The following is a 24,972-nucleotide window of genomic DNA, read 5'->3' on the forward strand; positions in this document are numbered from 1 at the left end:
AGTGTTTCCAGAGTCCAACGCAAGGACAGCCGGAACGTTGACAGATATGGGCTTGGCGCCGGAACAGAACCACCACCCGGCCGGACAGTTCCTGCGGCCATTGTGGCTTCATTGCCAATCACTTAGCGGAAGCTTCGCCGCCGCTAGCGATCAGGTTTCCGAAAAGTAGCTCTGCAGGGTACGAACCTCAAGATCCCCGCCCAAATAGGCGCGGATGCCCTGCGCGGCCGCCACGGCCCCGGAAAGAGTGGTGTAATATGGCACTTTATGCAAGAGGGCCGCGCGCCGTAGCGAACGGCTGTCCGCCAGCGCCTGCGGGCCTTCGGTGGTGTTGAAGACGAGCTGGACGTCGCCATTGGTGATGGCATCGACGATGTGCGGCCGGCCCTCCAGCACCTTGTTCACCTTCTCGGTCGGGATGCCCCGGTCGGTCAGGAAGCGTTGGGTGCCCGACGTCGCCAGCACCTTGAAGCCGAGCGAATGCAGTTCGCGAACGGCGTCGGCGATGCGCGTCTTGTCGCTTTCGCGCACCGAGACGAACACCGTGCCCTTGCGTGGTACCCGCGTGCCGCCGCCGAGCTGGCTCTTGGCGAAGGCGACCTCGAAGTTGCGGTCGATGCCCATGACCTCGCCGGTCGAGCGCATCTCGGGGCCAAGCACCGTGTCGACGCCGGGGAAGCGCGCGAACGGAAACACCGATTCCTTGACGCCGACGTGCTTGAGCGCCGACTTCTTCAGCTTGAAGTCGGCGAGCTTCTCGCCCGCCATGATGCGCGCGGCGATCTTCGCGACCGGCGTGCCGACCACCTTGGCGACGAACGGCACCGTGCGCGAGGCGCGCGGATTGACTTCGAGCACGTAGATCTCATCGTCCTTGATGGCGTATTGCACGTTCATCAGGCCGACGACGTCGAGGCCGAGCGCGAGCTCGCGGGTCTGGCGCTCCAGCTCCTCGATCATCTCAGGCTCGAGCGAGTGCGGCGGCAGCGAGCAGGCGCTGTCGCCCGAGTGGATGCCGGCTTCCTCGATGTGCTCCATGATGCCGACGATGAAGGTGTCCTTGCCGTCGCAGAGGCAGTCGACGTCGATCTCGGTCGCGTCAGACAGATAGCGGTCGAACAGCAGCGGGTTCTTGCCGAGCACGGTGTTGATCTGCCCGGTCTTGTCGTTCGGATAGCGCGCCTTGACGTCGGCCGGCACCAGCTCCGGCAGCGTGCCGAGCAGATAGTCGTTGAGCTGGTTCTCCTCGCGGATGATCTGCATGGCGCGGCCGCCGAGCACGTAGGACGGGCGGACCACCAGCGGCAGGCCGAGATCGGCGGCGACGAGCCTTGCCTGCTCGACCGAGTAGGCGATGCCGTTCTTCGGCTGCTTGAGACGAAGCTTGTCGAGCACGCGCTTGAAGCGGTCGCGGTCCTCGGCGAGGTCGATGGCGTCGGGCGAGGTGCCGAGGATCGGCACTTCGGCGGCTTCCAGCGCACGCGCCAGCTTCAGCGGCGTCTGGCCGCCGAACTGCACGATCACGCCGTGCAGCGTGCCCTTGCTGCGCTCCGTCGCGATGATCTCCAGCACGTCCTCGGCGGTGAGCGGCTCGAAATAGAGCCGGTCGGCGGTGTCGTAGTCGGTCGACACCGTCTCAGGATTGCAGTTGACCATGATGGATTCATAGCCGGCATCGTGCAGCGCGAAGCAGGCATGACAGCAGCAATAGTCGAACTCGATGCCCTGACCGATGCGGTTGGGGCCGCCGCCGAGAATGATGACCTTCTTCTTGTCGGATGGCATGCTCTCGTCCGCCGTTGCGCCTGCAAACGGCGCCTCATAGGTCGAGTACATGTAGGCGGTCGGCGAGGCGAACTCCGCCGCGCAGGTATCGATGCGCTTGTAGACCGGGCGAACGCCGAGCGCGTGGCGCTTCGCCTTGACCTCGGCCTCCGTCGTCTCGGCCAGCACGGCGAGCCGCGCGTCGGAGAAGCCCATGGCCTTCAGTGTGCGCATGCCGAAGGCGTTGCCGGGCAGGCCGTTTTTCCTGACCTTCTCCTCCATGTCGACGATGCCGCGCATCTCGCCGAGGAACCACGGATCGATCTTGCAGGAGTTGAAGATGTCTTCGTTCGACCAGCCGAGCCGCATGGCCTGGGCGACCTGAAGGATGCGGTTCGGCGTCGGCGTACCGAGCGCGGCGCGGATCGCATTCTTGTCGTCGGCGCGGCCGAGACCCTCGATCTCGATCTCGTCGAGGCCGGTCAATCCGGTCTCGAGCCCGCGCAGCGCCTTCTGAAGGCTTTCCTGGAAGGTGCGGCCGATCGCCATGACTTCGCCGACCGATTTCATCGACGTGGTCAGCGTGGCCGAGGCGCCCGGGAATTTCTCGAAGGCAAAGCGCGGCACCTTGGTGACGACGTAGTCGATGGTCGGCTCGAACGAGGCCGGCGTGGCGCCGCCGGTGATGTCGTTGGCGATCTCGTCGAGCGTGTAGCCGACCGCGAGCTTGGCGGCGACCTTCGCGATCGGAAAGCCGGTGGCTTTCGAGGCCAGCGCGGAGGAGCGCGACACGCGCGGATTCATCTCGATGACGACCATGCGGCCGTCTTCGGGATTGACGCCGAATTGCACGTTGGAGCCGCCGGTCTCGACCCCGATCTCGCGCAGCACCGCCAGCGAGGCGTCGCGCATGATCTGGTATTCCTTGTCGGTCAGCGTCAGCGCCGGCGCCACCGTGATGGAATCGCCGGTGTGCACGCCCATCGGATCGAGGTTCTCGATCGAGCAGATGATGATGCAATTGTCCTTCTTGTCGCGCACCACCTCCATCTCGTACTCTTTCCAGCCGAGCACGGATTCCTCGATCAGCACTTCGTTGGTCGGAGACGCGTCCAAGCCGCGCTCGATGATGTCGAGGAACTCTTCCTTGTTGTAGGCGATGCCGCCGCCGGTGCCGCCCATGGTGAAGGAGGGGCGGATGATCGCGGGCAGGCCGATCTCGGACAGCGCCATCATCGCCTGTCCAAGCGCATATTCCTGATAGCGCTTGCGGCGGTCGCCTTCGCCGAGAGTCCATTGCCGGTCGAGTTCTTCGAGCGCCGCGCCCGACAGCTTCTCGCGTTCGGCCTGGTGTTTATCGCGGAACGACTTCTTCAGCTCGGACGCATTGGCGAGCCGCGACTTCGGCGTCTGCAGCCCGATCTTCTCCATGGCGTTGCGGAACAGCTGGCGGTCTTCGGCCTTGTCGATGGCGTCAGCGGTGGCGCCGATCATCTCGACGTCGAACTTCTCCAGCGTGCCTTGCCGGCGCAGCGACAGCGCGCAGTTCAGCGCGGTCTGGCCGCCCATGGTCGGCAGCAGCGCGAAGCCGCCGGGAATGACGTAACGTTCCTTCTCGATGATCTTGGCGACGATCTCGGGCGTGATCGGCTCGATATAGGTCGCATCGGCCAGTTCCGGATCGGTCATGATGGTGGCCGGGTTGGAATTGACGAGGACGATGCGATAGCCCTCTTCCTTCAGCGTCTTCACCGCCTGGGTGCCCGAATAGTCGAACTCGCAGGCCTGGCCGATCACGATGGGGCCGGCGCCGATGATCAGGATGGTGGTGATGTCTGTACGTTTGGGCATCAACTCTCGCCGAAGTGGAAATTTGGCACAAAAAAAGGGCGCGCTTGCTGCGCGTCCCTGTGGCCGAGAGCGCGGTGGTCTCCCTCGCGCGCGGGTGGGTCTTAGACCAGTTTTCGGGGCGGCGAAACCCCGAAAAACGCCCATCAACCGGCAATTTTGACGGGTTTTGGCCGAGCCTGCCAGCCGCGGGCGAGGTGCACCAGAAGCGAGGCCGCAACGCTCGTTCCGCCGATCCAGCCGAGGTCGGTCGGCGACAGGGTGGCCAGCACCGCGCCGCCCAGCGCTCCGCCGATGGCGAAGCCGAGATACATCGACGAGGCGTTGAGCGAGAGCGCGATCATCGAAGCCTGCGGCTCGATCCGGATGATGCTGGCGAGCTGGGCCGGATAGAACGCCCAGCCCGAGAGGCCCCAGAGGAAGATCGCGCCCAGCACCGCGTAATGCGCCTGGCCGGGTATCAGCTTCAGGACCAGCGAATGCAGGATCAGGGCGCCCGCCATGCCGGCGAGCCCGAGGCCTGCGGTCGCGAGCGTGCCGAGCCGGTCGGCCAGGACGCCACCAAGCATGTTCCCGATCGCGGCCGCGGCGCCAAACACCAGCAAAGCAAGGCTGATCTGCGAGGCGTCGAAGCCGAGGCCGCGCAGCGGGACCGCGAAATAGGTGAACACCGTGAAGCCGCCCAGCGCCCATAACATCGTGATCAGAAGCGCGACCACAACGTGGCCGTGGCGCGCTACCGCCAGCCGTTCGCTGAGCGAGGCCATATTGCGCGGCAGGCCTCTGGGCAGGCCGAGCAACAGGCCGGCGAGCGCGACCGCGCCGATCAGGGCGACCATGGCAAAGGTCGCGCGCCAACCGAGCAGGCTGCCGACGAGATTGCCGAAGGGAACGCCGACCACGGTCGCGACCGTGAGCCCGGCGGTGACAAGCGCCACCGCGCGCCCGCGCCGTTCGGGGGAGGCGACGGCGACCGACACCGCGAGCGCCGTGGGCATGCACAGCCCCGAGCCCAGCGCCATCAGCATCCGCGAGGCCAGCAGCAGGGCGTAGTTGGATGCCACCATCGCCGCGATATTTCCGGCAATGAAGGTCGTCAGCGCCAAAGCCAGCGCGCTGCGGCGGTCGACATTGTTCAGCACCACCGCCAAGACCGGCGAGCCAACGGCATAGGTGAGGGCGTAGGCGGTGACCAATTGCCCGGCGGCCGAGACCGAAATCGAAAGATCGGTGGCGATTGCCGGCAAAAGTCCCGCAATGACAAACCCTTCGGTGCCGATCGCAAAGGCCGCCAGGGCCAGCCAGAACACGCTCATTGGAAAAGTCCCTGTCTATGTTCAACGTTTATTGAACTATCAAACGAAGCGATTTCGGTGTCAATTGGTTCAAGAACTATTGAACATTGAGGTCGCATCGCTATGATTCCCGGACCATGAGCCGCACGCCGCACCATCCCACCCGCGAGCAGATCGAGCTGCCGATGGTCCTGGATTGCCTGAGCGATCCGATCCGTCTGGCGATCGTCTACCAGCTCGCCCAGCAGGAACGTGTCAGCAGCGAACTGCGCTGCAGCGACTTCAGCGCGCTGAGCGGCAAGTCGAACCTCGCCTATCACTTCGCCAAGCTGCGCGACTGCGGCCTGATGCGGACCCGCGTGGCCGGCACCAACCGCTTCATGCGGCTGCGACGAGAGGATCTGGAGGCGCGCTTTCCGGGCCTGCTCGATGCCGTGCTCAGCTCCGCAGCCAAGGATGCCGACCGGCTTCCGCTCGTGTCCGGCTGCGAATTGGTCGAGGTTGACCGAAAATGAGACGGTTGCCCCGCCGCCGCTCTGCGAGCTATGGCGCGGCAAGGCTGGCTTGCCTAGCCGAAGCTGGCGGAGCCAGCGAAGGCTGGAGACCCGGCCTGGATTTGAACCAGGATAAAGAGCGTTGCACCGCCCTCGCGTAGACGCTTCCGCCACCGGGCCGGGGCGAACATTACCGATTGCGGTGCGACAAGCTACAACGGCTAATTGTTATGCTTAACGAACCAAAGGCGGCCGCGCGACGAAGGTCATGCGCCAGCGATTATGGCCGATGTTGTTGTGGGCGCGCTGGACCGCGAAGCCCGCCGCCTTCAGCTTGGCGGCGATCTCGTCCTCGCTGTAGCGCTGGAGCCCGATGCGCGTGCGCAGCTGACGGTAATCAGATAGTGCGGTGCTGATCAGGCCGATCAGCGCGTCCTTCAGGAAGCCGTGGCGCAGGCCGAAACCGAGCAGCGCCGTCACGTCCCTGACCATGCCGACATTGGGCTGGAGGATATCGCCAAGCACCAGCTTGCCGGAGGGCTTCAGGATGCGGCGGATGTTGAGGAGGGCGGCATCGAGCTCCTCCGGCGTCATGTATTGCGCGACCGAGTTCATCACGACGAGGTCGATGGACTGGTCCTGCATCTTGCGGACGTCGTCGAGCGAGCGGACGCGGATCTTGGTGTTCGGGGCGAACCGCGCGATCAGCCGGCCGCGCACGCCCGGCGCGGGCTCGGCCAGGATCAGCTTGCCGCAGGCGGCTGCCACCTGGCTCGCCGACAGCGCTTCCCCGCAGGCATAGTCCAGCACCGTCGCATCGGGCGAGGGGATGTAGCCGATGATGTCCCGCGCAATGATCTGGAAGTGCAAGTCGCGATGCAGCTTGCTGACATAGATCGTATGCGTCGAGTCGTAATAATCGATCCAATCGTCCATGGTATTCGAAGGTCCCGGCCAAACGGTTCCGATGGAGGAACCGGCGCTGCCCGCTTGCGTTAGGGGTGCGGCGGCGCGCCGTCAATGTCCGCGTCCTAACAGGAAGGTCTCCCGTGAGCAAAACCAACAACAAGGTCTCGCCCGATCTCGACACCCCCACCGATCAGCTCGCCGAGCGCGTCCGCAAGATCGGCGGCACCACGCTGAAGTCGATCGGCCAGATCGCAAAGCTCCAGACCATCAAGGACAACAACGAGGACTATGTCCCGCCGCGGGAGATGCTGCGCGAGCTGATGCAGGACAACAAGCACGTCGCAGCCGCGATGCGCAAGGCGCACGAGGTCTGCGACGAGGCCGGCGACGTCGCCAGCGCCAGCATCCTCGAAAACTTCATCGACGAGACCGAGCGCCGCACCTGGTTCCTGTTCGAGGCGACCCGGCAGGAAGGCAGCAACGCGGCGTAGGGGAGTTGGGAAGATTGGATTGCGCCGGAGCTCGTCATCGGGCCGCGCTTTCGCGCGGGATTCGTTGGGCCAATCCGGCCTTCTAGCTGACCTTGACCAGCGGCAGGAACACGGTGTCGACCCAAGCCTTCCGCAGTGCAGGCGGCGGCGGCGAGAAGTTCATGATAGCGTACTCCCGAAATAGAGTGCTCAGCAGAGAAGCGACGGGAGGGACCAGCTTTTTCGGATCAACTTCGCCGCGCTTCACAGCGCGCTCCAAAATCACGGGGATCGATTGCACCTGGCCCTGGATGAGTGCGGCGCGCAGATCTTTCGGCGCTGAGGAGGTTTCCGCGAAATATTCGCTTGAGAACAACGTGAACGCGGCCGCAATTCCGGCCGCGCGACTGGACAAACGGTCCAGACACTCCAGTAATTCTGAGCGCACATTGCCTCGATCCGGCACTTCGATCGGATACGTTGCCAATTTCTGCCGGATGGCCGCGATCGCGAGCGACGCCTTGCCATCCCATCGACGCGCGAGCACAGGACGGCTCGTGCCAGCCCGCTCGGCCACCGCCTCCGTGGTCAGCCCGGCGTAACCGCGTGCGGTCAATTCGAGCCATGCGGCCTCGAGGATCGCACGTTCCAGTTCTTCGCCCCGACGTCGCTCGGCCATGCATGCGCTCCAATAAGATGCATCGATGCATCTTGACTTGGTCCCGCTGGTCAAATTAGATGCGTGAATGCATCTTATGCTCGGAACCGCGATGTGACAACACCGTCCCCTTCAAGGCTGCGAGGAGACGGATCCCTCGCATCCCCGGCGAGCATCCGCGCGCAGGCGGCCAGCTTGAGGGTGATCTGCCTCTTGCTGCCGCTGATCCTGATGGCTGCTGGATGCGCCTCCGTGCCGCTCAACTTTGCACGACGGTTGCGACGGCTATCGGCGGCCACGGTGGCAGTTATCTTCATGTCGTCGCAAGCCGCATCCGCCGCCACTCCCTCGCCTGCAGTCAAAGAACAATGCGGCGCGGAAATGAGATCGCTCTGCTTGCGACCGTGGCGGCTTACGCCTGACGCCATCATGGAATGCGCACAGGACAATCGTTCGAAGCTATCTCCCGTATGCCAGGCCTTTTGGGAAACGGCCCAAATGTGCCAGTTGGAAATGAAGAACGTATGCGGTGGGCTCTTTCCACTCACGATCAAGCATTGCCTTGCCAATTCCCGCGACAAATTTTCCGAGAGATGCCGGCAAACGCCGGACATCAAATAGCGCAGCACTTCGCCGCAGTCTGAACATCGAGGCGATCAGGAAGGCGCTAAACCATGCGGCAGATTACGCCTTAGGCGCCAATCTAATTCGACTGCGTCATGCGCTACGCCTCTGGCTACCGCCACAACCGCATCATCGCCCCATCTTTCCCCGTCACCGGATCGGCGGGCGGCAGCGCGACTTGCGGAATCGTCTTCAGCGCTTTCGCGTAGTTCTCCGGCGTCGCCCGCGTGATTTCCATCTTCGATCCCGGCGGGTAGGCGCCGATGACGCAGAAATCGTCGCTCGCCTTGATGCATTGATGTCCGGTGCCGGCGGGCAGGATCGCGGCGTCGCCGGCCTTGATTTCCAGCTCCTCGCCACGATCGCCGCCGAAACGGACGCGGGCGCTGCCGCGCGCGACGCCGAGCACCTCATGCACCGTCGCGTGATAATGCACATAATCGAAGACTCCGTTGCGCCATGTCCCGCCCCAGCCGTTCGCTTCGAAGAGATTTTCGATGGTTTCTTCCGGGCGCTTCGGGTCGAGCGTCACCGCGCCCCGGTAGACCAGGAACGGCAGGATGTTGTTCGGCACGAGCCCGTCATCCTCGAAAGCGATGGCGAGCGGCTCGGCCTTGTCGCGGACGACGGACATGGCAGGGCTCCCACTGGCAACAGACCTCGAATCAAGAAAGCGCAAGGCCTCTTGTTCCTTATGACACTCCATACGCCGGCTTGACGGAGATCAAGGCGCAGTCGGCCATTGGCGGGCACGCAAATCAAAGCGAAGAAGAAGAGGGAACGCCATGTATGCATCCGAGGTTGCGCAGCGTCATTTCTCGGCGGCCGTCGACGAGGCAGAGACAACCGGCCTCGGGCACGAAGCCGTCTGCCGGGCCTTGCTCAATTTGGTGATTGCGAAATATCTGGAGACGAGGTCGGTCGCCGACATCCAGGCCGAGCTGCGCTTCATCGCCGAGAACTGCGATCCCGACACGGACTTCATGTTCATGCGTCCGTGACGGCCGGGCCCCGGCGGACTCATCCGCCGGGTGGGGTCGCCTTACGCGCTCTTCTTCTGCCGCATCAGGTCGGCGAAGCGCTGGAACAGATAGTGCGAGTCGCGCGGGCCGGGCGAGGCCTCGGGGTGGTACTGCACCGAGAACACCGGCTTGCCGTCGAGCTGGATGCCGCAATTGGAGCCGTCGAACAGCGAGATGTGGGTCTGCGTCGCGCCCTTCGGCAGCGTCGTCTCGTCCACGGCAAAGCCGTGGTTCATCGAGGTGATCTCGACCTTGCCGGTGGTCTCGTCCTTCACCGGATGATTGGCACCGTGATGGCCCTGATGCATCTTCTTGGTTCTGGCGCCGACGGCAAGGCCCAGCATCTGGTGACCGAGGCAAATGCCGAATGTCGGCGTGCCCGACTTGATCACGTCCCGGATCACAGGCACGGCATATTTGCCGGTCGCAGCCGGATCGCCCGGACCGTTGGACAGGAACACGCCATCCGGCTTCATCGCCAGGATGTCTTCGGACGACGTCGTTGCCGGCACCACCGTTACCTTGCAGCCGACGCCGGCGAGCAGGCGGAGGATGTTGCGCTTGATGCCGTAGTCGATGGCAACGACGTTGAATTCCGGCTTGTCCTGCCGGCCGAAGCCTTTGTCCCACAGCCACGGCGTCTCGTCCCAGGTGAAGCGCTGGCCGCTTGTGACCATCGGCACGAGGTCCATGCCCTCGAGGCCCGGCCATTCGCGTGCCTCTTCCTTGAGGCCATGCAAATCGAACTCGCCGGTCCTGGAATGCGCGATCACGGCGTTGGGCATGCCCTTGGAGCGGATCAGAGCGGTCAGCGCGCGGGTGTCGATGCCGGAGAGGCCGATGATGCCGCGCGCCTTCAGCCAGGCGTCGAGATGCTTGGTGGCGCGATAGTTCGAGGGATCGGTGATCGCGGTGCGCAGGATCACGCCGCGCGCGCCCGGCGTCGCGGCCATGTTCACCGTCTCGATGTCGTCCTCGTTGGTGCCGACATTGCCGATATGCGGGAAGGTGAAGGTGATGAGCTGGCCGGCATAGGAGGGATCGGTCAGGATCTCCTCATAGCCCGTCATCGCTGTGTTGAAGCAGACCTCACCGACGGCATGGCCTTCGGCGCCGAGACCAAAGCCCTCGAGCACCGTGCCGTCGGCAAGCACGAGGAGCGCGGTCGGTTTGTGGTCCGGCCAAGCGGGATCGTTGTCATGTTGTGTCATGAGCCCGCTTCATAAGCCCCCCGCGCGTGCCCGTCAAAGCGGGAGAGAGCCGATTCACATGCGTTTTTGCATATTTGACAGGCCTCCTCCCGCCCCTAAGCTCGGCCGCACAATTTCCGGCAATTTCCTGGGCTTGCGAGGCAATAATGGACCAGATCACCCCCCTTGTGCTGGTTCCGGGGCTGGCCTCCTCGGCCCGGATCTATGCCCCCGTCATCCCGGCGCTCTGGCGGTTCGGCCCGGTCATGGTCGCCAACCATATCCGCGACGACAGCATGGCGGCGATCGCCGCCCGGGTGCTGCGCGAAGCGCCGCCGCGTTTCGCGCTCGCCGGCCATTCCATGGGCGGCTACATCGCGCTCGAGATCATGCGCCAGGCGCCCGAGCGGGTGGCGAAGCTCGCCTTGATCAACACCCAGGCGCGGCCCGATACGCCGGAAGCGACCGCGCGCCGTCTTGGCCTGATGGAGCGTGCCAGGCGCGGCGAGCTGCGCGCCGTGCGCGAGGAGAGTTTTCCGGAGCTCGTGCATCCGTCGCGGCGCGATGATGCCGATATTCTGAAGCTCGTGCATGCGCAGGATGAGGACGTCGGCGTCGAGGGCTATCTGCGGCAGCAGACCGCGATCATCGCCCGGGTGGATTCTCGGCCGACCTTGGCGACGATCACATGCCCGACGCTGGTGCTGACGGGCGATACCGACAACACCATCCCGAATGCGCTCTCGAAGGAAATGGCCGAGGGCATCGCCGGCGCGAGGCTCGTGGTCCTCGATCGCTGTGGGCACCTGCCGCAACCGGAACAGCCGGAGGCGACAGTGCGGGCGCTGACGGAATGGCTCGCGAGCTAGGTTGTGTGAAGGCCGCAAACGGCCTAGATCAGGCGTCTATATCGAAGGGATCACGATCATGTTGCGCGACGACATCAACAATGCGGTCAAGGAGGCCATGAAGGCCAAGGACGAGCGCAAGCTGTCCACGCTGCGCATGGTCAACTCGACCATCAAGAACGCCGACATCGACGCCCGCGGGCAGGGCAAGCCGCCGCTGTCGGACGCCGACCTGCTCGCCGTGCTGCAGAAGATGATCAAGCAGCGCCAGGAGGCGGTCGAGCTCTATGACAAGGGCGGCCGCGCCGAGCTTGCCGCGCAGGAGCGCGAGGAGATCGCGGTGATCTCGGCGTACCTGCCCAAGCAGATGGCCGAGGACGAGGTGAAGAAGGCGATCGCTGATGCGATCGGCGAGACCGGCGCTAGCGGCATGAAGGATATGGGCAAGGTGATCGCCGTGCTGCGCGCGAAATACGCAGGACAAATGGATTTCGGCAAGGCCAGCGGCCTGGTGAAGGCCGCGCTGTCGGGCTGAGCTGTCATTCCGGGGCGCGCGGAGCGCGAACCCGGAATCTATCGTGCCACTGGCTCTGTTGCGAAATGGATTCCGGGCTCGCGCTCCGCGCGCCCCGGAATGACGAGGGAGATAGGGGAGGCAGGATGACCGACGCCATCAAACCGTTCCGCATCGCCATCAGCGACGACGTCCTCGCCGTGCGGTGAGCGCCTCCGTCGTCATGCCCGGGCTTGTCCCGGGCATCCACGGCCTTAAACTGCCTGCAAGCAAGAAGAACGTGGATGGCCGGAACTAGTCCGGCCGTGACGCCGAGACCGTGGAACGCCGAGCCATGCTGACCGAAGCCGCAACCTACGACGAGCTCTGTCATAACTTCCGCTGGGACATCCCCGCGCGCTTCAACATGGCGGAAGCGTGCTGCGACCGCCATGCCGACGGCACCGGCCGTCTCGCGCTGGTTTATGTCGACGAGAATGGTGTCGTCACGCGCACCTCTTTCGACGAGGTTGCCGACATGTCGCGCCGCTTCGCCAATGTGCTGAAGGCGGATGGGCTTGTCCGCGGCGATCGCGTGGCGGTGTTCCTGTCGCAGTCGCTGGAATTGCCAATCGCACATATGGCCGCGTTCCGCTCCGGGCTGATCTCGATCCCGCTGTTTGCCCTGTTCGGCGAGGACGCATTGGAATTCCGCCTGTCGAACTCGCAGGCAAGGGCGATCATCACCGATGAAGCCGGCTGGGAGAAGCTCACGAAGATCCGCGATCGGCTGCCCTATCTGCAGGATATCTATGTCACGAGCGGCGCCGTCCACGCCGGCGCAAAGCCGTTCTGGTCCGCGATCGAAACCGCGTCCGAGGAATTTGCAAACGTCGACACCTCGGCCGACGATCCCGCGCTGATCATCTACACCTCCGGCACGACGGGCAATCCCAAGGGCGCGCTGCACGCGCACCGCGTCGTGCTCGGCCATCTGCCCAATGTGGAGATGTGCCACAACTTCTTACCCAGGCCCGGCGATCTCATGTGGACGCCGGCGGACTGGGCCTGGATCGGCGGCCTCGTCAACGGCCTGCTGGCGTTCTGGTATCACGGCATCCCGCTGGTCGGCCATCGCGCGCGAAAGTTCGAGCCGCAGGCGGCGATGCAGATGATGGCCGATCTCGGCGTGCGCAACGTCTTCCTGCCGCCGACCGCGCTGAAGCTGATGCGGCAGGCCGGCGTGAAGCATCCGGGTGTCAAGCTGCGCAGCATCTTCACCGGCGGTGAGTCGCTCGGCGGCGAGCTGCTCGGCTGGGTGCGCGAGACCTTCGGAATCGACGCACATGAGGTGTTCGGCCAGACCGAGTGCAACCTCGTGATCGGCAGCAACTCGAATCTGTTTCCGATCCGCCCCGGTTCGATGGGCAAGGCGACGCCGGGCTTCGATGTCCGCATCGTCAACGACAAGGGCGAGGAATTGCCGCGCGGCCAGCGCGGCATCATCGGCGTGCGCCAGCCATGCCCCGTCACCATGCTCGAATACTGGCGCAATCCCGAGGCGACGGCGAAGAAATATGCCGGCGAATTCCTGCTCACCGGCGATCTCGGCGTGCAGGACGAGGACGGCTATTTCTGGTATGTCAGCCGCGAGGACGACGTCATCACCACCGCCGGCTATCGCGTCGGCCCGTCGGAGATCGAGCATACGCTGATGAAGCATCCGTCGGTGGCGATGGCGGCGGTGGTCGGCATTCCCGATCCGATCCGCACGGAGTCGATCAAGGCCTGGATCGTGCTGCGACCGGGCTTTACCGGTAGCGATGCGCTCGCGCGCGAGATCCAGGAGTTCGTCAAGGTGCAGCTCGCCGCGCACGAATATCCGCGCTTCGTCGAATTCGCCGAGACGCTGCCGATGACGGCGACGGGCAAGGTGCTGCGCCGCGAGCTGCGGGCCAAAGGCTGACTTCTTACAAGGGCTAGCTTCCGACAATGGCAAAGACGTCTCAAGCCGCGGGGCTTCACCGCGCCTCGCTTGCAAAGCTGCACGAGCTCGATGCGGCGCTGGAGCTCATGTATTACGGTTGGCGCGGGATGACGCTGGAGGCCGACGCATATCTTGCGAAGCAGGGCTTGTCGCGTCCGCACCATCGCATCCTCTACGTGGTGGCGCGCCGGCCCGACATCGCGATCGGCGCGCTGATCGAGATCCTCGGCATTTCCAAGCAGGCCCTCAACCGGCCGCTCCATCTGCTTCTGGAGCGCAAGCTCCTGACGTCGAAGCGCTCGCCGGAGCAGCACCGCTCGAAACTGCTGCGCTTGACGGAAGCGGGGCGGCGCATCGAGCAGCGGGCCTCGGACCACGAGCGCAAGGTCCTGCGCGAGGCGTTCGATCGCGCAGGGGCGACCGGCGCGGCTGGGTGGATGGGCGTGATGGAGGCGATCGCCGACAACAATTGACCGAATTCTCAAGTCAACATGATTGACATGAGGCGCGGGCTTTGCCACCTTCCCGGCCACAAGCCGGGGGAGGATCCGTGTCGTGAGCGCACAGGCAATGAATCGCGCGGCCGTCGAACGCTTTGTCGCGGCATGGTGCGCCAATTGGTGTCGGGTCGATATCGACGCGGTCGTTGCGCATTTCGCCGACCATGCGCAGATGCGCAGCCCTCTTGCTCTCACCCTGACGGGTTCTCCGACCGTCACCGGCGCCGAGAACATCCGCGCCTATTGGCGCAAAGCCTATGGCCACATCGAAAGTGCCGACCTCAAGATCCTGAGCTGGAGCTGGGACGAGGCGATCGCGCGACTGACGGTGTGGTGGCAGCTGGGCGACACCCGCGCCAGCGAGTTCATGGACTTCGACGATGCGGGCCGCGTCGTGCGCAGTGAAGCCTTCTACGGGAAATAGCCATGCGATTTTCGGATATCGTCCTGCTCCTCAACACGCTCTGGTTCGTCGGGGCGTTCATCCAGTTCAGCATCGCGCAAGCCAACACGTTGAAGATCCTGCTGCCGCGGGAGGAGCGCAGCAATCCGATCGCGCCGACCCTTGCGGCCAGTGTGGCTTTCCTGGGCGCGATGAATCTGCCGATCGGATTGCTGTCGCTCTATCTTCTGGCCGCTCGTCCATCCTTCTTCCAGCCGACCGAAGCGCAGCTGGCGCTGTTCCTGTTCTTCGCCGCCTGCCATTTCAGCCAGTTCGCCTACAACGTTCCGGTGCTGATGCGCGGAGGGCGGGTCGGCGTGGCGTACTGGCCGGTGCTGAAAGGCCCGATGCTCCGGATCTTCGTCATCGATGCGGCTCTGTTCGCGGCCAATCTCGGCGTGGCGCTTCTGCCAACGTCGCGCGCCTGACGCGCGTGGCTTCAAGCGGAGCCGCAGCGGTATCTGCCGACCGCCTAACTCCTGCGTGCAAGGATCATGAGAGCGAGCTAACATCCGTCCCAAAGCGCGGCGAAGATCGCTTGAGGGAGGAAGCTGATGTCCATCTCGGGCAAGGTCGATCCGGTGGTGCGTCCCGTGGCGGCGACCGACATCGCCGAGGCGCTGGTCGAAGGCCTGCGCGACTTTCAGGCGCTGCCTCTTTACGGTCTCTGCTTCGGCGCGCTCTACGCCGCCGGCGGCATCGCCATCATGCTCTGTCTCACCGCCTTCGGCATGGTCTATCTGGTCTATCCCCTGGCTGCGGGTTTTGCGCTGATCGGGCCGTTCGTGGCGATCGGCCTCTACGAGGTCAGCCGTCGCCGTGAGCGCGGCGAGCCGGTCTCATTCGGTGCGATCTGGTCGGCGATACGCTCGCGCAGCGAGATCGGATGGATGGCTTTCGTGACGCTGTTCGTGTTCGTGATCTGGATGTACCAGGTGCGGCTCCTGATCGCGCTGCTGCTCGGCCTCAAGGCCTCGTTCTCGAGCTTGCAGGAATTCATGACGGTGGTGCTGACGACCAACGAGGGCTTGCTGTTCCTTGCCATCGGCAACGCGGTCGGTGCCGTGCTGTCGCTGATCCTGTTCTCGCTGACCGTGGTGTCGTTCCCGCTGCTGCTCGATCGCGAGGTTGATTTCGTCACGGCGATGGTGACGAGCGTGCGCGCCGTCGTCGCGAGCCCGCTGCCGATGATCGGCTGGGCGGCCGTCATCGTGATGCTGCTGATCGTCTCGGCGCTGCCGTACTTTCTCGGGCTGATCGTGACGCTGCCCGTGCTTGGGCATGCGACCTGGCACCTCTATCGGCGGTTGGTGGCGCCGGTGTAGGTCGTCGCCCCCGCGTAGGCGGGGGCCCATAACCCCAGGGAGAAGTTGGGGCGCGAAGTCGTTACCACGAGTCTTGGCCAAACTGCTCCCTGTGATTATGGGTCCCGGATCGGCGCGCGCTCGAGGCGCGCTTGTCCGGGACGACAGCGGAGATTGCCTCGCTCAAGGCGTCTTGATCCCCATCGCCTTCAACGCTTCCAACATCTTCACTGGCGGCGACATCTTGATCCGTGGCGCCTCGCCGGTCTCGAGGAGGCTCTTCAATCCTGAAAGGATCGCGGGCCAGCCGGTGCGGCCCCCGGAGAGGATGTCGTCGCTGACCTCGCGGTCGTGGCGTTCGCTCATGGTGAGGCGGACGGCTTCACCGGCTTGTTCGATCTCATAGGTGACGAGGGTGGAGCCGAGCTTTTCGACAAGATCGGGCCAGTTCACATTCCAGGTCACCGTCAGCTTCCTGGGCGGATCGTATTCGAAGACTTCGCCGCGGATGTGCTCGGAGCCGTCGGGCGCGCGCACGATGAAGCTGCCGCCGAGCTTCGGCTCCATCTCCACCGCGAAGCCGGAAAAGTACTTTCGGCTGAATTCGGCCGAGGTCAGCGCCTCCCACACCTTGTCCGGCGTCGAGGCGATGTAGATGGTGTAAACCGTGAGCGGCTTGAACTGATCGAGGTTCATTTTGCGTCGAATCCCTTGTTGAGGGCCGCGCGGGGGATGGCGAGGACTTTGCCCGTCTCCAAGAGACTCTTGAGCCCGGACAGGATCGCCGGCCAGCCGTTGGAGACGGCGCCGAGATATTTGCCGCCCTCGACGAAGCCATCATGCAGCACGGTCAAACGCACCAGCGAGCCGAACGGTTCGAGCGTGAAGACGACGCGCGAGATCGGCTCGCCGCGAAGCTCCTCGTACTTGTGGTGCTTGAAGCTGTAGGACAGGCGCTGCGGCGGATCGGATTCGAGGATCTCGCCGGAATCGGTGACCTCGCCGTCGAGCGTGAGCGCGAAGGGGGAGCCGACCTTCCAGTCCGATTTCACCTCGGCGCCGAACCAGTATTGCCTGGTGAACTCGCTCGACGTCAGCGCCTCCCACAGCTTCTCGGGCGTGGTCTCGATGTAGGTCACATAGACGAACTCCGGCTTACTCATCGCGCTTCTCCAACTGGCGTTTCAACTCGCTGAGCGCGGCGAGCTTGCCGCGCTCGAATTTCCTGATCCAGCGTTCGCCGATCTGATGGATCGGCACCGGGTTGAGGTAGTGCAGCTTCTCGCGCCCATGCCTGATGGTGGTGACCAGGTTGGCGTCTTCGAGAATGACAAGGTGTTTTGTGACGGCCTGCCGCGTCATCGCGAGGCCCTCGCAAAGCTCGTTCAGCGTTTGGCCGTTCCTGGCGTGAAGCCTGTCCAAGAGCGAGCGTCGCGACGCGTCGGCGAGCGCTTTGAAGACCTCATCCATGGCAACGATGATAGGCAACCAAATGGTTGCATGTCAAGCGCGACGTCATTCCGGGGTGACGCGTTAGCGTCGAACTATGGAAGTGGGCGAGGCGCGCTTGCTTCCGCATTCTCCGCTGTCATCCCCCGCGAAGGCGGGGGACCCAGTATTCCAGAGACGCTGACGTGATACGGAGAAGCCGCGGCGTACTGGATCCCCCGCCTTCGCGGGGGATGACGGCTGTGATTCAGGAGCCGGCCTGCCACACAGTCGCGTCTTCCGTTCCCGCCTCCGTCATGCATTAATACGCACAAACCGCAGCGAGTCCTTCCCATGATGTCCATGCAAGCCTATGTCGCCTTCGTCGCCGCCTGCATTGCGCTGGCGCTGCTGCCAGGGCCGATCGTCACCCTCGTCATCGCCAACGGCCTGCGCCACGGCACCCGCGCAGCGCTCATCAACGTCGCGGGCGCGCAGGCCGGTCTCGCCATCGTCATCGGCATCGTCGCGGTCGGGTTGACCTCGCTGATGGCGACCATGGGCTACTGGTTCGACTGGGTGCGCTTTGCCGGCGCCGCCTATCTGGTCTGGCTCGGCATCAAGCTGATCTGGGCGCCGGTCGCGGGCGTCGATCTCGAGGCGCCGCCACCGCCGCCGCGCGGCGGCTTCTTCCTGCAGGGATTCCTGGTGCTGCTGTCGAACCCGAAGGTGCTGGTGTTCTTCGGCGCTTTCATCCCGCAGTTCATGGATTTGAACCAGCCGCACTTTCCGCAAGTCGCGCTGCTGGGCGCCACCTTCATGGTCACCGCCGTGATGACGGATGCGCTCTACGCCATCGCCGCCGGGCGCGCCCGAAAATTCTTCTCGGCCCGCCGCACGCGCATGATGTCGCGCATCTCCGGCGGCTTCATGATCGGCGGCGGCATCTGGCTGGCGCTGACACGGGCGAAATGACCATCAGGCCATTCCTTCCTTGTGCAGCGTTGCCTCGATCGCGCAAAGGATCCGCGCCAGCCGCTCGGCCCATTGCCGCTGGCCGCTCTCGTCGGCGATCAGGTCCTGGCGGATTTCAATGCCGGTGTTGATCAGCCCGCGCGCCTCGCCGTGGACGGGGATGGTGTAGTCGGTGATGTCGCTCACCGCATAGGGCTGGTTGTCGCCGACGACGAGGTCGCTCTCGCCCCGCAGGTGCTGCAGCATCAGCCGCGGCAGCACCGTGTCGCGGTGATAGAGCGTGCCGATGTGCCAGGGCCGCGGATCGCCGCAATAGAAGGGCGTGAAGCTGTGCAACGCCACCAGCACCGTCGGCTTGCCCGCCTGCACCCGCGCATCGATCGCTGCGCCAATCCGGCCGTGATAGGGATCGAAAATCTCGCGCCGGCGCATCTCCTCGGCCGCGGCCGCCAGGTTCTCATTGCCGGGGATGGCGGTCGCCTCGGAGATCACAGGGATCGAGCTCGCGACGCCCGGTGGACGATTGCAGTCGATGACGAGCCGCGAATAGCGCTGCGCGATCAGATGCGCGTCCAGCATCTTGGCAAGCCGCTCGGCGACGCCGGCGATGCCGATGTCCCAGGCGATGTGCCTGACGAGCTCGCTTTCCGCGACGCCGAGATCGCCGAGCGCGCGCGGCAGCACCCGTCCGTAGTGATCGGCGGTGAGCAGGAAGGACGACTTCCCTGCTGCATTCACCTCATGCACGGGCGGAATGTCGCCCTCGCCGAGCAGTTGATCGGTTGCCTCGGCTATGCCCAAATCCATGCTGATTTGCCTATGGAATAACAACGTGTGTAAACGGAGTAACGGTATTGCACCGAAGCCGCAACGTTGGAACACCATGAGCTCCGATCGACTTTTCGTTTACGGCACCCTGATGCGCGGCTTCGACCATCCGATGGCGCGGCTGCTCGCGGGCCATGCGGAATTTCTGGGTGAAGCGACCTGCCGCGGCCGGCTCGTTCTGGTGAAGCACTATCCGGGATTGCTGCGCTCCGAGGCGCCGACCGACATCGTCCATGGCGAGCTCTTTCACCTGCGCGTGGCGGACGAGCTCTTGCGCGAGCTCGACATGTACGAGGCCTGCGGCGAGGGCTTTCCCGAGCCGACCGAATATCTGCGCCAGTTGGTCGATGTGACGCGCTCCGACGGCGCCACCGAGAAGGCCTGGACCTACGTCTACAACTGGCCCGTCACCGGTCTGCCGTGCATCGAGTCCGGGCGGTTTCTGGAGCGTTGAAAGTGCATGCGGCCTCTCCCCGTAAGCGGGGCGAGGGAGCAGACCTTCTAAGCCGACAGCACTTCCTTCACCAGGCGCACGTCGACCTCGCGCTCGACATAGCTCCATTCTTCGGTCTGCCTCAGCATCGCCACCAGCTCCTCGAACAGCGCGGCGTGCGCGGGCGCGAATTCGAACCAGGTCAGGAAATCGAAGGGCTCGCCGAGGTCGCGGCAGTGATAGAGCTGGCGCGCAATCGCCGGCAGGAAGCGCAGGCTGCTCGCAATGTGGTGCGACTTGTCCTCGAAGATCTTGCGGCGCTCCTCCTGCGTCAGCTCCCACCAGGCTTGCGACTTGCGGATCGGGATCAGCGCCGCGCTGGTTGCCTCGATGCGGCCGAGACCGGCCTGCACGGCGACGAGCTGCTGCTTCTCGGGCCGCTCGGTGTAGCGCAAGCTGCTCGCGACCCCCGCCAGCCGCCAGGCATTGCGCGAGGGCACCAGCGGCAACGAGACGGCCTCGCTGTCGGTCACCGACAACGCCGGCACGAAGGGCAGGGGCTCGCCCGTCACTGGCGAAATCGAGGTGACGCGCCAGCCCCCGCTGTGGCCGCCTCGAAAGGTCCTGAACATGGGGGTATGGAAGCGTGGAACCGGGCGCGGTTCAAGTGGCTCTGTCCGATCACTTTGGCCAGTTGTTCCGTCATCCTTCGAGGCTCGCCGAAGGGGCGAGCGCCTCAGGGCGACGGTGGGAAAGCGTTTGCCTGGGTGACGGATAAGAGGCCCTGTGAATAGGTCGAATAAGCCGGATAACGCGCTTAAACCTGACTTCTAGCCGGCCCGCACCTATATCCCTGATCCTTCGCCCGACTCACCCCGGTTCGCGCTACACAGATCCCATGCGCTTCACGCCCCAATTCCTCGACGAGCTTCGTGCCCGGCTTTCGGTCTCCGAAGTCGTGGGCAAGCGCGTCAGGCTGAAGAAGGCAGGGCGGGAGTGGAAGGGGCTGTCGCCGTTCCAGCAGGAGAAGACGCCGTCCTTCTACGTCAACGACCAGAAGGGCTTTTACCACGACTTCTCCTCCGGCAAGCATGGCGACATCATCACCTTCGTGATGGAGACCGACGGCCTGCCGTTCGCGGAGGCCGTCGAGCGGCTCGCGGGCATGGCGGGCCTGCCGCTGCCGGCGGTGACGCCGGATGCGGCGCGGCACGAGCAGCGGCGTAAGTCGCTGCATGACGTCATGGATCTCGCCGCAAAATTCTTCGCGGAGACGCTGGCCTCACGCGTCGGTGCGAAAGCGCGCGGCTATCTCGCCGACCGCGCCATCTCGCCGGCGACGCAATTGCAGTTCCGCCTCGGCTACGCCCCGCCCGATCGCTTCGCGCTGAAGGAGCATCTCGGCAAGCTCGGAATCTCCGTCGACGACATGATCGAGACCGGGCTGCTCGTCGCCGGCAACGACATTCCAGTGCCCTATGACCGCTTCCGCGATCGCGTGATGTTCCCGATCACGGATCTGCGCGGCCGTGTCATCGCCTTCGGCGGGCGCGCGCTGGAGAAGGACGTTCCGGCAAAATACCTGAACTCGCCGGAGACGCCGCTCTTCCACAAGGGCGACAATCTCTACAATCACCAGACCGCGCGCAAAGCCACGCATGACGGCAGCGCGCTGATCGTGGTCGAAGGCTATGTCGACGTCATCGCCATGGTCACCGCGGGCTTTGCGGGCAGCGTGGCGCCGCTCGGCACCGCGCTCACCGAGAGCCAGCTCGCGCTGCTCTGGAAGATGGCGGACGAGCCGATCCTCTGCTTCGACGGCGACCGCGCCGGGCAGAAGGCGGCCTATCGCGCCGCCGATCTCGCGCTGCCCTTCCTTAGCCCCGGCAAGAGCCTGCGCTTTGCGCTGCTGCCGGAAGGGCAGGACCCCGACGATCTCGTTCGCTCGGGCGGGCGCGGCGCGATCGAGGAGGTGATCGCGGCGGCGCGGCCGCTCGCCGACATGGTCTGGTCGCGCGAGCTCGAAGGCGGCAATTTCGCCACGCCCGAACGCCGCGCCGCGCTGGAGGCGCGCATCAAGGAGCTCACGAACGGCATCCGCGACGAGGTGGTGCGGCGCTATTATCGCGACGAATTCGTCGAGCGGCTGCAGCGCACCTTCGCACCCGAAGGCGGGCGCGGCGGCTTCGGCAGCCGCGGCAATTTCCGCCCCGGCGGCGGCCGGCCGTTCCAGCCGAGGGGCGGTGCGAATCGATTCGGGGGCCAGGGATTTGGCGGCGGCCGCCGTGGCGCCCCGGGTCCCACCCTGCTACCGTCCGGCCCCTACCAGGCGGCGAGCCCCCAGCTTGCAGCCAGCCCGATCATGAAGGGCCAGCGCAGCGCCATCTCCCGCCGCGAGGCCCTGATTCTGCAATCCCTGATCAACCACCCCTGGCTGCTGCATGAGCACCTGGAGGAGGTCGCGGCCCTGGAGCTCGCCCATCCCGAGGCCCACAAGCTCCGGGCCGGCATCATCGCCGCCTTCGCCAACGATCATCATCATTCTCCGGACCCCGAGGAGCAGGCCGAGAAGATGCGCGCCGACCTCGAGAAGGGTGGATTTACCCCGCTACTTCAAAGGGTTGAGCGAGGCATCACCACCGCGGCGGTGTGGGGCGCCCGCGAGGGCGCGGCACGGGACGACGTTCTTGCCACCTGGCATCAGCTGGTTGCCTTGCATCGGCAATGGCATTCACTACTTAGAGAGCTGAAAGACGCCGAGCTGGCCTTGGGGGAGGACCCCAGCGAGGCCAATTTGGCATGGCTGCGTGACGTCAAGGCCCGGATGGCCGAAGTCGACGGTACCGAGGCCCTGATCGAGGGTTTTGGCGAACTGTCGGGTCGGTTCCAGAAGAGCGTATGATGAAAGAATCATGCGGACGGCCGGGGCCGGGACCGCTAAAAGACTCGCCAAATCCAAGGTTTGGCGGCAAAAACAGGGTTAATCGAGGCTTAACGGTCTTGTAGCACTTTGGCCCAGAGGCGGCCGCAGGCAGAACAGACGCGTCAGGAATGAATCCGCGCAATAGCTGTTGGCACTACACCTGCATCCGCCGCGACAAAGAGGCTCACGAAGCGTTAGGCAAATCCGGCGAGAGAGAGTTGGGGGTGGCGAGAGACATGCGCGCCGCCCTTTCCGTGTCGAGAGCTGCCGAAGCGAGAGCGTCGAGCAACAGGTTCAAGTGAATTCACGCGGGCGCGGCGATCGTCTCGCATGAAGCGCGTTTAGGAGCAATGGATGGCCACCAAGGCAAAGACGCTGCAGGCGAAGGACAAGGAAAAAGACGACAAGGCAGCGGATGCTCCCGAGAAGGATTCCCAGGACGCGCCCTCGCCCTTGCTCGACCTGTCCGATGCGGCAGTGAAGAAGATGATCAAGCAGGCCAAGAAGCGCGGCTTCGTGACCTTCGATCAGCTCAACGAAGTCTTGCCGTCCGACCAGACCTCGCCCGAACAGATCGAGGACATCATGTCGATGCTCTCGGACATGGGCATCAACGTCACCGAGGCCGACGACACCGAAGGCGAGGAGGACAAGGACGAGGGCGGCGAGGACGAGACCGACAACGAGCTCGTCGAGGTCACCCAGAAGGCCGTCACCGAGGTCAAGAAGAGCGAGCCGGGCGAGCGCACCGACGATCCCGTGCGCATGTATCTGCGCGAGATGGGCACCGTCGAGCTGCTCTCCCGCGAAGGCGAAATCGCCATCGCCAAGCGCATCGAGGCCGGCCGCGAGGCGATGATCGCGGGCCTCTGCGAAAGCCCGCTGACCTTCCAGGCCATCATCATCTGGCGCGACGAGCTCAACGAAGGCAAGATCTTCCTCCGCGACATCATCGATCTCGAAGCGACCTATGCCGGCCCGGACGCCAAGGGCGGCATGAACACCGCGATGATTGCCGGCCCGAGCGGCGAGAACGGCGAAGCCCCGGCCGAGGGCGGCGAAGCCACGGCATCCGCCGCTGCGCCCGCGCATGTCGCTCCGCCCGCTGCGCCGCCGGCGCCGACCCCGTTCCGTGCCGCGCCGCCCGCCGGTGGCGCTGAGGCCGGCGAGGACAAGGATCCGGGCGAGGCCGCGGCCGAAGCCGACATGGACGACGACGAGTTCGAGAACCAGATGTCGCTCGCGGCGATCGAGGCCGAGCTCAAGCCGAAAGTGGTCGAGATCTTCGACAAGATCGCCGACAGCTACAAGAAGCTGCGCAAGCTTCAGGAGCAGGACATCCAGAACCAGCTCCAGAACGAGTCGCTCTCGCCGCACCAGGAGCGCAAGTACAAGAAGCTCAAGGACGAGATCATCGTCGAGGTGAAGTCGCTGCGCCTGAACCAGGCGCGCATCGATTCGCTCGTCGAGCAGCTCTACGACATCAACAAGCGCCTCGTCTCGCATGAGGGCCGCCTGATGCGCCTTGCCGACAGCCACGGCGTCGCGCGCGAAGACTTTTTGCGCAACTATACCGGTTCTGAACTGGACCCGCGCTGGCTCAACCGGGTGTCAAAACTCTCGGCCAAGGGCTGGAAGAACTTCGTCCACCACGAGAAGGACCGCATCAAGGACCTTCGCCACGAGGTGCACCAGCTCGCCGCGCTGACCGGCCTCGAGATCGTCGAGTTCCGCAAGATCGTGCACTCCGTGCAGAAGGGCGAGCGCGAGGCGCGCCAGGCCAAGAAGGAGATGGTGGAAGCCAACCTCCGTCTGGTGATCTCGATCGCCAAGAAGTACACCAACCGCGGCCTGCAGTTCCTCGACCTGATCCAGGAAGGCAACATCGGCCTGATGAAGGCGGTCGACAAGTTCGAGTACCGCCGCGGCTACAAGTTCTCGACCTACGCCACGTGGTGGATCCGGCAGGCGATCACCCGCAGCATTGCGGACCAGGCGCGCACCATCCGCATCCCCGTGCACATGATCGAGACGATCAACAAGATCGTGCGCACCTCGCGCCAGATGCTCAACGAGATCGGCCGCGAGCCGACCCCGGAAGAGCTCGCCGAAAAGCTCGGCATGCCCCTGGAGAAAGTGCGAAAAGTCCTCAAGATCGCCAAGGAGCCGCTGTCGCTGGAGACGCCGGTCGGTGACGAAGAGGATTCGCATCTCGGCGATTTCATCGAGGACAAGAACGCGATCCTCCCCATCGACGCCGCGATCCAGTCCAACCTGCGCGAGACCACCACGCGCGTGCTGGCGTCCCTGACGCCGCGCGAAGAGCGCGTCCTGCGCATGCGCTTCGGCATCGGCATGAACACCGACCACACGCTGGAGGAAGTGGGACAGCAGTTCTCGGTGACGCGCGAGCGCATCCGCCAGATCGAAGCGAAAGCGCTAAGGAAGCTGAAGCATCCGTCGCGGTCGAGGAAGCTGCGGAGCTTCTTGGATAACTGATCGTAGTCAGCGATCCAAAGCAAAACGGCGGGCCTGGC

The 24,972-nt window shown here is 64.6% G+C and carries 25 protein-coding genes, 1 tRNA gene and 1 pseudogene; 14 read left to right on the forward strand and 13 right to left on the reverse strand.

Annotated elements, in window-relative coordinates:
* Positions 1–150 precede the first annotated feature (150 nt).
* On the reverse strand, positions 151–3,615 hold the full coding sequence (gene carB / locus JQ566_RS19240; protein WP_212374485.1) for a carbamoyl-phosphate synthase large subunit: 3,465 nt from the start codon (positions 3,613–3,615) through the stop codon (positions 151–153).
* A gap of 143 nt (positions 3,616–3,758) precedes the next feature.
* Positions 3,759–4,928: an MFS transporter gene (locus tag JQ566_RS19245; RefSeq protein WP_212374486.1), complete on the reverse strand. Its 1,170-nt coding sequence runs from the start codon at positions 4,926–4,928 to the stop codon at positions 3,759–3,761.
* 116 nt (positions 4,929–5,044) lie between these two features.
* Between JQ566_RS19245 and JQ566_RS19250 the strand changes: the two genes are divergently transcribed.
* On the forward strand, positions 5,045–5,422 hold the full coding sequence (locus JQ566_RS19250) for an ArsR/SmtB family transcription factor (RefSeq protein ID WP_026312112.1): 378 nt from the start codon (positions 5,045–5,047) through the stop codon (positions 5,420–5,422).
* Between the two features lie 83 nt (positions 5,423–5,505).
* Here JQ566_RS19250 and JQ566_RS19255 read toward each other — a convergent pair.
* Together JQ566_RS19255 and JQ566_RS19260 are read right to left on the reverse strand one after the other, a co-directional pair.
* Positions 5,506–5,581, reverse strand: a tRNA-OTHER gene (locus tag JQ566_RS19255).
* Between the two features lie 54 nt (positions 5,582–5,635).
* Positions 5,636–6,337, reverse strand: a complete 702-nt coding sequence (locus JQ566_RS19260; protein WP_212374488.1) for a class I SAM-dependent methyltransferase — start codon at positions 6,335–6,337, stop codon at positions 5,636–5,638.
* Positions 6,338–6,495: 158 nt separating this feature from the next.
* Here JQ566_RS19260 and JQ566_RS19265 point away from each other — a divergent pair.
* Positions 6,496–6,801: pseudogene (locus JQ566_RS19265) on the forward strand (Dps family protein); the annotation flags it as partial.
* A gap of 82 nt (positions 6,802–6,883) precedes the next feature.
* On the opposite strand, the gene JQ566_RS19270 reads toward JQ566_RS19265, so the two are convergent.
* The 3 genes from JQ566_RS19270 to JQ566_RS19280 form a co-directional block, all read right to left on the reverse strand.
* Positions 6,884–7,459: a TetR/AcrR family transcriptional regulator gene (locus tag JQ566_RS19270; protein ID WP_212374492.1), complete on the reverse strand. Its 576-nt coding sequence runs from the start codon at positions 7,457–7,459 to the stop codon at positions 6,884–6,886.
* A gap of 74 nt (positions 7,460–7,533) precedes the next feature.
* Positions 7,534–8,067 carry a hypothetical protein gene (locus tag JQ566_RS19275; RefSeq protein ID WP_212374494.1) on the reverse strand — a complete coding sequence of 178 codons (534 nt, stop codon included), beginning with the start codon at positions 8,065–8,067 and terminating at the stop codon, positions 7,534–7,536.
* Between the two features lie 107 nt (positions 8,068–8,174).
* Positions 8,175–8,696, reverse strand: a complete 522-nt coding sequence (locus JQ566_RS19280; RefSeq protein WP_212374496.1) for a cupin domain-containing protein — start codon at positions 8,694–8,696, stop codon at positions 8,175–8,177.
* A 151-nt stretch (positions 8,697–8,847) separates the two neighbouring features.
* Here JQ566_RS19280 and JQ566_RS19285 point away from each other — a divergent pair, with 151 nt between their 5' ends.
* Complete coding sequence (locus tag JQ566_RS19285) at positions 8,848–9,063, forward strand: hypothetical protein (RefSeq protein WP_212374498.1); 216 nt, start codon at positions 8,848–8,850, stop codon at positions 9,061–9,063.
* Positions 9,064–9,104: 41 nt separating this feature from the next.
* Here JQ566_RS19285 and carA read toward each other — a convergent pair whose 3' ends face one another.
* A complete protein-coding gene (gene carA / locus JQ566_RS19290) occupies positions 9,105–10,295 on the reverse strand; it encodes a glutamine-hydrolyzing carbamoyl-phosphate synthase small subunit (RefSeq protein ID WP_212374500.1) in 1,191 nt (396 codons plus the stop codon).
* A gap of 146 nt (positions 10,296–10,441) precedes the next feature.
* Between carA and JQ566_RS19295 the strand changes: the two genes are divergently transcribed.
* The 7 genes from JQ566_RS19295 to JQ566_RS19325 all read left to right on the forward strand — a co-directional run bounded on the left by JQ566_RS19295 (position 10,442) and on the right by JQ566_RS19325 (position 15,869).
* Positions 10,442–11,143, forward strand: coding sequence for an alpha/beta fold hydrolase (locus JQ566_RS19295; protein ID WP_212374502.1), 702 nt, complete (start codon positions 10,442–10,444; stop codon positions 11,141–11,143).
* Positions 11,144–11,201: 58 nt separating this feature from the next.
* On the forward strand, positions 11,202–11,657 hold the full coding sequence (locus JQ566_RS19300) for a GatB/YqeY domain-containing protein (protein WP_128923677.1): 456 nt from the start codon (positions 11,202–11,204) through the stop codon (positions 11,655–11,657).
* Between the two features lie 313 nt (positions 11,658–11,970).
* Positions 11,971–13,581 carry an acyl-CoA synthetase gene (locus tag JQ566_RS19305; RefSeq protein ID WP_212374504.1) on the forward strand — a complete coding sequence of 537 codons (1,611 nt, stop codon included), beginning with the start codon at positions 11,971–11,973 and terminating at the stop codon, positions 13,579–13,581.
* A gap of 26 nt (positions 13,582–13,607) precedes the next feature.
* Entirely contained in the window at positions 13,608–14,075 is a 468-nt protein-coding gene (locus tag JQ566_RS19310) for a MarR family transcriptional regulator (RefSeq protein WP_212374506.1), read from the forward strand.
* A 97-nt stretch (positions 14,076–14,172) separates the two neighbouring features.
* On the forward strand, positions 14,173–14,526 hold the full coding sequence (locus JQ566_RS19315) for a nuclear transport factor 2 family protein (protein ID WP_212374612.1): 354 nt from the start codon (positions 14,173–14,175) through the stop codon (positions 14,524–14,526).
* 2 nt (positions 14,527–14,528) lie between these two features.
* Positions 14,529–14,972 carry a hypothetical protein gene (locus JQ566_RS19320; RefSeq protein ID WP_212374508.1) on the forward strand — a complete coding sequence of 148 codons (444 nt, stop codon included), beginning with the start codon at positions 14,529–14,531 and terminating at the stop codon, positions 14,970–14,972.
* A gap of 126 nt (positions 14,973–15,098) precedes the next feature.
* Entirely contained in the window at positions 15,099–15,869 is a 771-nt protein-coding gene (locus JQ566_RS19325; RefSeq protein WP_212374510.1) for a DUF2189 domain-containing protein, read from the forward strand.
* A gap of 162 nt (positions 15,870–16,031) precedes the next feature.
* Here the strand turns inward: JQ566_RS19325 and JQ566_RS19330 are convergent, their stop codons facing one another.
* Genes JQ566_RS19330 through JQ566_RS19340 form a run of 3 tightly spaced genes read right to left on the reverse strand, consistent with a single transcriptional unit; the run spans position 16,032 to position 17,318 of the window.
* Positions 16,032–16,544: an SRPBCC family protein gene (locus JQ566_RS19330; RefSeq protein WP_212374512.1), complete on the reverse strand. Its 513-nt coding sequence runs from the start codon at positions 16,542–16,544 to the stop codon at positions 16,032–16,034.
* Entirely contained in the window at positions 16,541–17,011 is a 471-nt protein-coding gene (locus tag JQ566_RS19335) for an SRPBCC family protein (RefSeq protein ID WP_212374514.1), read from the reverse strand. Before JQ566_RS19335 ends, JQ566_RS19330 begins: the two co-directional genes overlap by 4 nt.
* Positions 17,004–17,318, reverse strand: a complete 315-nt coding sequence (locus tag JQ566_RS19340) for an ArsR/SmtB family transcription factor (protein WP_100233779.1) — start codon at positions 17,316–17,318, stop codon at positions 17,004–17,006. The genes JQ566_RS19335 and JQ566_RS19340 overlap by 8 nt, the downstream gene beginning before the upstream one ends.
* A gap of 312 nt (positions 17,319–17,630) precedes the next feature.
* Here JQ566_RS19340 and JQ566_RS19345 point away from each other — a divergent pair, with 312 nt between their 5' ends.
* A complete protein-coding gene (locus tag JQ566_RS19345) occupies positions 17,631–18,251 on the forward strand; it encodes a LysE family translocator (RefSeq protein ID WP_212374516.1) in 621 nt (206 codons plus the stop codon).
* A 3-nt stretch (positions 18,252–18,254) separates the two neighbouring features.
* Here the strand turns inward: JQ566_RS19345 and JQ566_RS19350 are convergent, their stop codons facing one another.
* Positions 18,255–19,058: an N-formylglutamate amidohydrolase gene (locus JQ566_RS19350; RefSeq protein WP_212374518.1), complete on the reverse strand. Its 804-nt coding sequence runs from the start codon at positions 19,056–19,058 to the stop codon at positions 18,255–18,257.
* 76 nt (positions 19,059–19,134) lie between these two features.
* On the opposite strand from JQ566_RS19350, the gene JQ566_RS19355 reads away from it, so the two are divergent.
* Positions 19,135–19,533, forward strand: a complete 399-nt coding sequence (locus JQ566_RS19355; RefSeq protein ID WP_212374520.1) for a gamma-glutamylcyclotransferase family protein — start codon at positions 19,135–19,137, stop codon at positions 19,531–19,533.
* Positions 19,534–19,580: 47 nt separating this feature from the next.
* Here JQ566_RS19355 and JQ566_RS19360 read toward each other — a convergent pair whose 3' ends face one another.
* Positions 19,581–20,144 (reverse strand): chlorite dismutase family protein, encoded by a 564-nt coding sequence (locus JQ566_RS19360; RefSeq protein ID WP_212374522.1) that lies wholly within the window; start codon positions 20,142–20,144, stop codon positions 19,581–19,583.
* Positions 20,145–20,410: 266 nt separating this feature from the next.
* Between JQ566_RS19360 and dnaG the strand changes: the two genes are divergently transcribed.
* On the forward strand, positions 20,411–22,414 hold the full coding sequence (gene dnaG / locus JQ566_RS19365; protein ID WP_212374524.1) for a DNA primase: 2,004 nt from the start codon (positions 20,411–20,413) through the stop codon (positions 22,412–22,414).
* Between the two features lie 375 nt (positions 22,415–22,789).
* Positions 22,790–24,934 (forward strand): RNA polymerase sigma factor RpoD, encoded by a 2,145-nt coding sequence (rpoD, locus tag JQ566_RS19370; RefSeq protein WP_212374526.1) that lies wholly within the window; start codon positions 22,790–22,792, stop codon positions 24,932–24,934.
* Positions 24,935–24,972: the final 38 nt, after the last annotated feature.

The sequence above is a fragment of the Bradyrhizobium sp. SZCCT0231 genome (genome assembly GCF_018130245.1).
In the GTDB taxonomy this organism is placed as follows: Bacteria; Pseudomonadota; Alphaproteobacteria; order Rhizobiales; family Xanthobacteraceae; genus Bradyrhizobium; species Bradyrhizobium japonicum_F.